The organism is Dyella sp. 01N36, from assembly GCF_056399745.1.
Map to the genome: position 1 here is coordinate 1 of NZ_JBFTRY010000157.1, position 8,162 is coordinate 8,162.

7 protein-coding genes are annotated in these 8,162 nt (G+C 65.7%); 3 read left to right on the forward strand and 4 right to left on the reverse strand.

The window, feature by feature from the left end:
- From sat to AC1DMG_RS17460, 4 genes are all read right to left on the reverse strand, one after another.
- A partial coding sequence (gene sat / locus AC1DMG_RS17445) for a sulfate adenylyltransferase (protein ID WP_477180834.1) occupies positions 1–1,349 on the reverse strand: 1,349 nt, incomplete at its 3' end.
- A gap of 68 nt (positions 1,350–1,417) precedes the next feature.
- Positions 1,418–2,140 (reverse strand): phosphoadenylyl-sulfate reductase, encoded by a 723-nt coding sequence (locus tag AC1DMG_RS17450; protein WP_477175961.1) that lies wholly within the window; start codon positions 2,138–2,140, stop codon positions 1,418–1,420.
- The gene (cysI, locus tag AC1DMG_RS17455; RefSeq protein WP_477175962.1) at positions 2,137–3,831 is read right to left on the reverse strand and encodes an assimilatory sulfite reductase (NADPH) hemoprotein subunit; all 1,695 of its coding nucleotides are present in this window, start codon (positions 3,829–3,831) and stop codon (positions 2,137–2,139) included. Before cysI ends, AC1DMG_RS17450 begins: the two co-directional genes overlap by 4 nt.
- Position 3,832: 1 nt before the next feature.
- Positions 3,833–5,605 (reverse strand): assimilatory sulfite reductase (NADPH) flavoprotein subunit, encoded by a 1,773-nt coding sequence (locus AC1DMG_RS17460; RefSeq protein ID WP_477178216.1) that lies wholly within the window; start codon positions 5,603–5,605, stop codon positions 3,833–3,835.
- A gap of 224 nt (positions 5,606–5,829) precedes the next feature.
- Here AC1DMG_RS17460 and AC1DMG_RS17465 point away from each other — a divergent pair, with 224 nt between their 5' ends.
- From AC1DMG_RS17465 to AC1DMG_RS17475, 3 genes are all read left to right on the forward strand, one after another.
- Positions 5,830–7,023 (forward strand): JmjC domain-containing protein, encoded by a 1,194-nt coding sequence (locus AC1DMG_RS17465; RefSeq protein WP_477175964.1) that lies wholly within the window; start codon positions 5,830–5,832, stop codon positions 7,021–7,023.
- Positions 7,020–7,553 (forward strand): DUF7931 domain-containing protein, encoded by a 534-nt coding sequence (locus AC1DMG_RS17470; RefSeq protein WP_477175965.1) that lies wholly within the window; start codon positions 7,020–7,022, stop codon positions 7,551–7,553. Before AC1DMG_RS17465 ends, AC1DMG_RS17470 begins: the two co-directional genes overlap by 4 nt.
- A gap of 251 nt (positions 7,554–7,804) precedes the next feature.
- A partial coding sequence (locus AC1DMG_RS17475; RefSeq protein ID WP_477180835.1) for a 2-oxoglutarate dehydrogenase E1 subunit family protein occupies positions 7,805–8,162 on the forward strand: 358 nt, incomplete at its 3' end.

Here is an 8,162-nt window from a genome sequence, read left to right on the forward strand (position 1 = left end):
TCGCCATCCAGCACGGTGACCGCGCGAGCCGTGCGTTCCAGCAACTGCGCGACTACCGCCTGCGCAATGGTCGACTTGCCGGCACCGGATAGGCCGGTGAAGAACAAGGCGAAGCCCCGAGACGCCTGCACGGGATGGCGCTCGCGCAGGATCTTCACCACGTCGGGGAAGGAGAACCATGCGGGAATATCGCTGCCATCCTGCAGGTGGCGACGCAGCTGCGTGCCCGAGATATCACGGACTTCGTCGCCGGGCTGGACCTCATTGGAGGGCATATAGGCGTCGCGGTTGGCCACATACACCATCGCGGGGAACGGCACGATGCGGATGCCGAGTTCGTCCTGGTGACGCTCCAGCAGATGTTGTGCGTCGAAGGGACCGTAGAACGGTTTGCCAGCGGAGTCGTTGCCAGGCCCCGCATGATCGCGCCCCACGATGAAATGGCTCGCCCCATAGTTCTTGCGGATGATCGCGTGCCACAGCGCCTCGCGGGGACCGCCCATGCGCATCGCCAGTGGCAGCAGCGAAAGCCGCGCGCTGTTCACCGGGTACTGCGGCAGCAAAGCCTGGTAGCAGCGCACGCGAGTGTAGTGATCGACGTCGCCGGGCTTGGTGCGCCCCACCGATGGCTGCAGCAGGAGTTTCGCACCCACTTGCTGGGCAGCGCGCAGGGTCAGTTCACGATGCGCGCGATGCATGGGGTTGCGCGTCTGGAACGCCACGATGCGATGCCAGCCCTGCGAAGTGAACCATGCTCGCAGACTGCGCGGTGTATCGCGCAGCGCAGCGAAGTCGTAGTGCGACGGTGACTGGATGCCGCGCACGCGTCCACCCAGATTCACCGGGCGATACCGATCCAGCAGGTCAGCCACACCGGGATGCCCGCGATCCAGCGTGCCGAACACGTGTTGTGCTTCGTGCTCGCGATCCGGGCGATAGATGTCTTCCACCTCGAGCACCGCGATGGGGACGCCTTCCACGTCGCGCAGGGCGACCTCGCTGCCTACGTTCAGGCGTTCGGCGAACGCCTCGCTCACATCCAGCGTGATGGGTATCGGCCACAATGTGCCGTCGGCCAGGCGGTATTCGGCAACCACCCGATCGTAGTCGCGCTGCGAGAKGAAACCTTCCAGGGGGGAGAACGCGCCATTGAGCAGCAGCTCCAAATCGCACAACTGGCGCGTATTGAGATCGATCGCCGGCAGGCCCGCGCTGCGCTGCTTGAGCACGGCGGCCTCTTCCGCCTGCAGATACAACTCCTTCAGCACGCCGCCGTGAGGCGCGATCAGCGAAACGGGGGCGTCGTCGAGCAGCGCAGCTTGGGGCTGCGCAAGGGCACTCTGGCTCATGGTGTCGTTCTTCTTCGGTCGGGGCGAAAACCGGCGGCGTGCGCCGGGGCGGTTCTTAGGGTGTTCGGTCAGGCCAGGCCGTGAAGCCCGCATTCGCGCTTCAGGCCAAAGAAACGGGTGGCATCCAGCTCGGAGCCAGGCTCCCAGCGGTGCGTGGTATGTACGTCGCCAATGGAGATGTAGCCCTGCTCCCACAATGGGTGGTACGGCAGGCCGTGCTTGCGCAAGTACAGGCCCACGTCGCGATCGGTCCAGTCCGCGATGGGATGGAATTTCCAGCGGTTGTCGCGACGCTCGGCATAGGGAATGGCAGCGCGCGTGCGTGCCTGGCTGCGACGCAATCCCGCGAACCACGAACCCGCTTGGAGTTCGCTCAGCGCTCGCTGCATCGGTCTCACCTTGCGCAGCTGGTTATAGCGATCGATGCCCGCCACGCCCTGCTCCCACAAGCGCCCTTCCCGCGCTTCGAGCCAGGCAGCACTTTCCGCCGCGCTGTACACCTTGACGTTAAGCCCGAGTCGCTCGCGCAGCTCGTCGATAAAGCGATACGTCTCGGGAAACAGATAACCGGTGTCGATCAGCACGATCGGAAGATCCGGCCGCTGCCGCGTCAACAGGTGCAGCGACACCGCCGCCTGCGCGCCGAAGCTCGACGACAGCACATGCGTACCCGGTGCATGGGCCAGTGCCCAGATCACGCGCTGCTCCGCCTGCAGACCGCCCAGCCACACATTCAATTCATCGAGAGCGCGCTCATCGTGCTGCGCATCCTCGAGCAGGGCCTGCTTCATGCCACCACCTCGAGAGGGATCTGCCGTGTCGATGCGGCGATCACGCCGCTGCGCAGCAGGAAATCACCGAAGCCCTCATCGACCACCCGCTCATCCGCGTAACGTGCGAACAGCGGCGACAGTGCATCGAGGATCGCCGGCTCGTCGACGTTCTCCCGATAGACCTGGTTGAGTCGCTGGCCACGAAAATCCGCGCCCAGTCGCAGGTCGTAGCGGCCCGGTCCGCGCCCGACCAAGGCAATCTCGCCCAGATACGGGCGAGAGCAGCCGTTGGGGCAACCGGAGAGTCGCAGCAGGATGGGCGCGTCGCGCAGACCGAAGGACTCCAGCAGTGCTTCCAGCCTGGGCAGGATATCGGGCAGATACCGTTCGCTTTCCGCCATCGCCAGGCCGCAGGTGGGCAGCGCCACGCAGGCCACGGCATGACGGCGGACACCGCTGTCGGTGCGATAACCATCCAGCCCATGCGCCGCGACGATCGCGTCGATGCGCGCACGCTGATCCGTACTCACGTTGGCGACAATCACGTTCTGGTTGCAGGTGAGGCGAAAATCGCCCTCGTGGATCTTCGCCAGCTCGCGCAATCCGCTGAGCCAGCGACGCTCGCCCACATCCGCAAGCCGACCCGATTCGATCTGCAGGGTCAGATGCCAGCGCCCGTCCTCGCCTTCGATCCAGCCGTAGCGATCGCCGTTGTGGTCGAAGCGATATTCGCGTTCGGCTTCCAGCGCAAAGCCAACGCGACGTTCCAGTTCCGCTTTGAAAACATCTACCCCGCGATGATCGAGCGTGTATTTCAGGCGTGCATGCTTGCGCTCGCTGCGGTTGCCCCAGTCGCGCTGCACCGTCACGATGGCTTCGGACACGGCGAGCAGGCGTTCCGGCGGCACGAAGCCGATGATGCTTCCCAACCTCGGATACGTGCTCGGATCACCATGGGTCGCGCCCATGCCGCCGCCGATGGCGACATTGAAGCCCTTCAGTTCGCCCTGCTCGATGATCGCGATCAGACCCAGATCCTGCGCGAAGACATCGACATCGTTGAGCGGCGGGACAGCCAGGCCGATCTTGAATTTGCGTGGCAGATAAGTGCGGCCGTACAGCGGCTCTTCGTTTTCCGGCTCATCGACCAGCGGTTCACCGTCGAGCCAGATCTCGTGATAGGCGCGTGTACGCGGCGACAGTTCTTCGGAGAGTCGCGTCGCCCACGCATAGGCGAGCGCGTGGGCGCTCGATTCCACCGGATTGGCGGTGCTCACCACATTGCGCACGACATCACCGCAAGCGGCGATCGTGGTCGCCAAGGCGTCGTGGATGGCGGCAATGGTGGGCTTGAGCTTGTGCTTGATGATGCCGTGCCATTGAAACGTCTGGCGCGTGGTGATGCGTAACGTGCCGTTGGCGTAGTCGCGCGCAAGACGATCGAACACCAGCCATTGCGTGGGCGTGACCACGCCGGACGGCAGCCGTGCGCGCAGCATGAAAGAGAACGCTGGCTCGAGCTTCTGCTTGCGGCGTTCCTCGCGCAGGTCGCGATCGTCCTGCTGATAGCTGCCATGAAACTTCAGCAACTTGTTGTCATCGTCGCTGATCGCGTTGGTGACCGGATCGCGCAGGCCTTCGACGATGCCGCCGCGCAATTGGCGGCTGGCAGCCTTGATGCGTTCGAAATCGGAGAGCGGTGTCGTCATATCAGTACACGTCGCGGGCGTAGCGGCCCTGCTGGAGTAAACCGGACAGCCATTCCTTCGCCTGTTCGTGCGATTGGCCGCCGTGCGTCACCGCCACGTCGATCAAGGCGGCATGAACGTCCTTGGCCATATGGTTGGCGTCGCCACACACGTAGATGTGGGCGCCCTCCTGCAGCCACGCATAGAGATCACGGCCCTGTTCACGGACGCGCTGCTGCACGTAGACCTTGGCGTCACTGTCGCGCGAGAACGCCAGGTCGAGCCGATCCAGTGAGCCATCGCGCAGCGCTGCCTGCCATTCGGTCTGATAGAGGAATTCGCTGGTGAAGTGACGGTTGCCGAAGAACAGCCAGTGGCGTCCACGCGCAGCCGTTTCGCGGCGCTCCTGCACGAAGGCGCGAAACGGCGCCACGCCCGTGCCCGGGCCGATCATGATCACGTCGCGGCTATCGTCCTTGGGCAGGCGGAAGCGCTCGTTCTCTTCGATGAAGATCGGCACGCGGCGTTCGTCGGTCGAAGCGGCAAGGAAGGAAGACGCCGCGCCCCAGCGTTGTTCGCCATGTGCCTGGTAATCGATCACGGCCACGGTCAGATGCACTTCGTCGCCGACCGCTTTCTGGCTGGAAGCAATCGAATACAGGCGCGGCGTCTGCGGACGCAGTGCGGCCACCAGTTCGTCCGCTGACCAACCCTCGGGATGGCGACGCCAGAGGTCGATCGGTTGTTCCTCCGCCAGCAGCGCGGCCAGGCGTGAGGATTGATCGGGGCGCAGCAGCCCCGCCAGTTCCTGATCGCCACTCACATCGGCCACCGCGGCGATCACCGGCCGACTCAGGCGCGTGAGCTCGCGCTCGTGCGTCAGCCACTGACGTAATGGCAACTCCCGACCGTCGTGGAACACCGCTCGCTCGCCGTCGAGCTTGAGCAGGTTCAGCCATCGATCGACCAGCGCAGGTGGGTTCTGCGGCCACACGCCCACGGCGTCGCCGGGCTCGTAACGCAGGCCCGATCCTTCGAGCGACAACTCCACATGACGTACGTCCCGGCCGGCGTCGCGCGCCACGATCGGCTGGTTGTCGAGGACCGGCGCGGCAAACGGACGATCCCGATGATGACTGGCGCGCGAAGGCACCGGTTGCAGCGTCGCTAGCCGTGCCGCCGGCTGGGTTGTACCAAGCGCCTGCCTGGCCTGTTCGAGCGTGCGCTCCGTCCATGGCACCGCGACCGCGTCGACGTCCACGTCCGCTTCGCCCAGCGGCGCCAGACGCGAGGCACCGAGTTCGGCAAAACGCTGATCGAGCTGCTGACCGATGGCGCAGAATTGCGGATAGCTCGAATCGCCCAGCCCCAGCACCGCGTAACGCAGGCCGGGCAACTTGGGCGCGCGCTTGCCCAGGATGAATTCCACCAGGCCGCGGGCATCGTCCGGCGGCTCGGCGTCGCCCTGGGTGCTGATCACCACGACCAGATGCGTTTCCCTGGCCAGATCGCGCTGGGCGTAGCCGTCGGCCCGCACCAGGCGCACCGCCAGCCCGGCAGCTTCCGCACGGGCGCTGAGTTGGGTGGCGATGCGCTTGGCCTGTCCGGTCTGGCTGCCGTACAGAATGGTCAGCCGCTCGCCAACGGCTTTGGCCGCCTGCAACGGCACGATGCCTCGCTGCAGCTGGTCGGCGCGAGCCGCGCTCCAGGCCGCGACCCAGTAGAGCTCGGCGGGACTCAGCCCCTCGGCCAGGCGCTCCAGTGCCGACAACTTGTCGCCATCGATGGAGCCCATACCGGCTTGCGTTGCGACGACCGCGTTCACTGTCCACCTTTGGACGTCCAGACACCTGGACACTCAAACTAGTCATCACCTCTTGTCATGTGAAAGGACGTGTTGGCATAACCATATGTCCGTCGGCTCATTTCCGGCAGGCAGGCCGCCCTGACCGACCCGCCGTGGCTTTTCCCCTGACGACGATCAACGGGACCGTCATCGCCTTCGCTTAGAATGGGCAGATGACCAAGTCCCCCGCCCTCCCCATCGAAGTCCGCGGCAGCGCCAAGCAGCCGCTGGGCATGAGTCCCGCCCAGTTCCTGCGCGATTACTGGCAGAAGCGCCCGTTGCTGATCCGCCAGGCCTTCCCCGGTTTCGTCTCGCCGATCGAGCCGAACGACCTCGCCGGCCTGGCGATGGAAGAGACGGCGCTGTCGCGCCTGATCATCCACGACGAAGGCCGTGATCGCTGGAAGGTCAAGACCGGTCCCCTGACCGAGAAGGACTTCGCCAGCACGCCCGACAAGAACTGGACCCTGCTGGTGCAGGACGTGGACAAATGGGACGCTGACGTCGCCGCGCTGCTGGAAGACTTCAACTTCCTGCCCAGCTGGCGCCTGGACGACATCATGATTTCCTACGCCGAGCCCGGCGGCGGCGTCGGCCCCCACGTGGACCAGTACGACGTGTTCCTGCTGCAGGGCCTGGGCCAGCGCCATTGGGCGATCGACACCAACCCCGAAGCTCCCAAGGATTTCCGCCCGGACGTGGAACTGAAGCAGCTCCAGGTCTTCGAGCCAGACCACGAGTGGCTGCTCGAACCGGGCGACATGTTGTATCTGCCGCCGGGCGTGCCGCACGACGGCATCGCGTTCGGGGGACCGTGCCTGACCATCTCGGTCGGCATGCGTGCGCCGTCGCAGGCCGAGCTGACCGGCGACCTCGCCGACTATCTGGCCGAACGCCTGCCGGATGAGCTGCGCTACACCGATCCCGACCTGACCCCGGCCAAGGCCGTCGGCGAAATCGACCGCGCCGCGCTCGCACGCCTCAAGCAGGCCCTGCCGTTTGCCGCAGCGCTGGACGACGCCACGCTCACCGACTGGTTCGGCCGCTTCATCACCCGCTACCGCAGCGCCCAGCAGCCGGTGCCGCCGGAAAAGGAACTGACCGAAGCCGCCCTGCGCAAGCAACTGGACGCAGGCGCCGCCCTGCTGCGCCACCCCTGGGCACGCATGGCCTGGGCGCGCGCCAAGCGAGGCGCCATGCTGTTCGTCAACGGGCATGCCTACCCGACGTCGGTGGATGTGGCCGAACGCCTGTGTGCCGAGCGCGAACTCACCCCGGGCACCAAGGTGCCGGAAGCCGAGCTCGCCTTGCTGCTCACCCTGGTCAACGACGGCCACTTGGTCGCCCACAAGCCGCGCCGCCGATGAGCGAGCGGGACGCCCACGACGATGCACCGAACGCGGGCGAAGGGCCGGCCTCGCCGCCCCTGCCCGTGCGCGATCGCACCGAACTGGCCGATGCCCGCCTTCGTCTGCTGACTGCAGCCCGGCGACGGATCGCCATCTACCAGCCGGTCCTGAGCGACGATGTCTATGGCGGCGTCGCCGAGCTGGCCGAGCTTCGGCGCCTCGCCACCTCCGGCCGCGGCGCCGAAATCCGGCTGATCCTGCATGCGCCGGAGGACGCACTGCGCGACAACCATCGGCTGGTGGCCCTGGCCCAGCGCCTGTCCAGCATCGTGCTGGTGCGCACGCCGCTGGAAGAAGTCGACTTGGCCTACGCCTCGTCTTACCTGCTCACGGATCAGGGCGGCTATCTGTTCCTTCCCGATGCCCGCCGCGCCGACGGCCGCGCCGCGCTTGCCGATCGCGCCGCGCAAGCGCCGCTGCTGCAGCACTTCAACGAAGTGTGGGAGCGCTCGGCACGCGCCACCGCCTGGCTGCCGCTCGATCTGTAACTGAACGGAAGCCTCCCGTCGCGCCGGGCGATGACATCGGCGCCAAACGCGCTTTCAACGATGCAAATCCGCGCTCTACGACGATCGTCGGTACCCGATAACTCGAAATATCGATCATCGACCCCACTTAGAGGTGCAACCTGGGTTGCCGCGTCGCAGCACCCCAAGGCTATAATTAACGGGATTTTTCCCAGCCATCCGGCCAACCCCGGTCGGAACGGCTGCTGCTTCCCTTCCTCACCGGTGGTGACGTGAGCACTAATCTGATCCGCGAGTTTTTCGAATCCTCCCAACTCGCCGGCGGTAACGCCGATTACGTTGAACAGCTCTATGAATCGTGGTTGGCAGACCCTTCGTCGGTCGAAGCTACCTGGAGCAAATACTTCGAGACTTTCAAAGGCCGCGAGTCAGGGGACGTTCCCCACTCTGCGGCCATTGCGCGTATAGAGGCCGCACAAAAGCAGCGCCGAAACGGGGTTGCCGTCGCCGGCGCTCCGGTCGACGACGCCCACGCCCGCAAGCAGGCCGGCGTCCTGCGCATCCTCACCGCCTACCGTTCGCGCGGCCACCTGGCCTCGAACCTCGACCCGCTCGGCCTGGCCGAGAAGC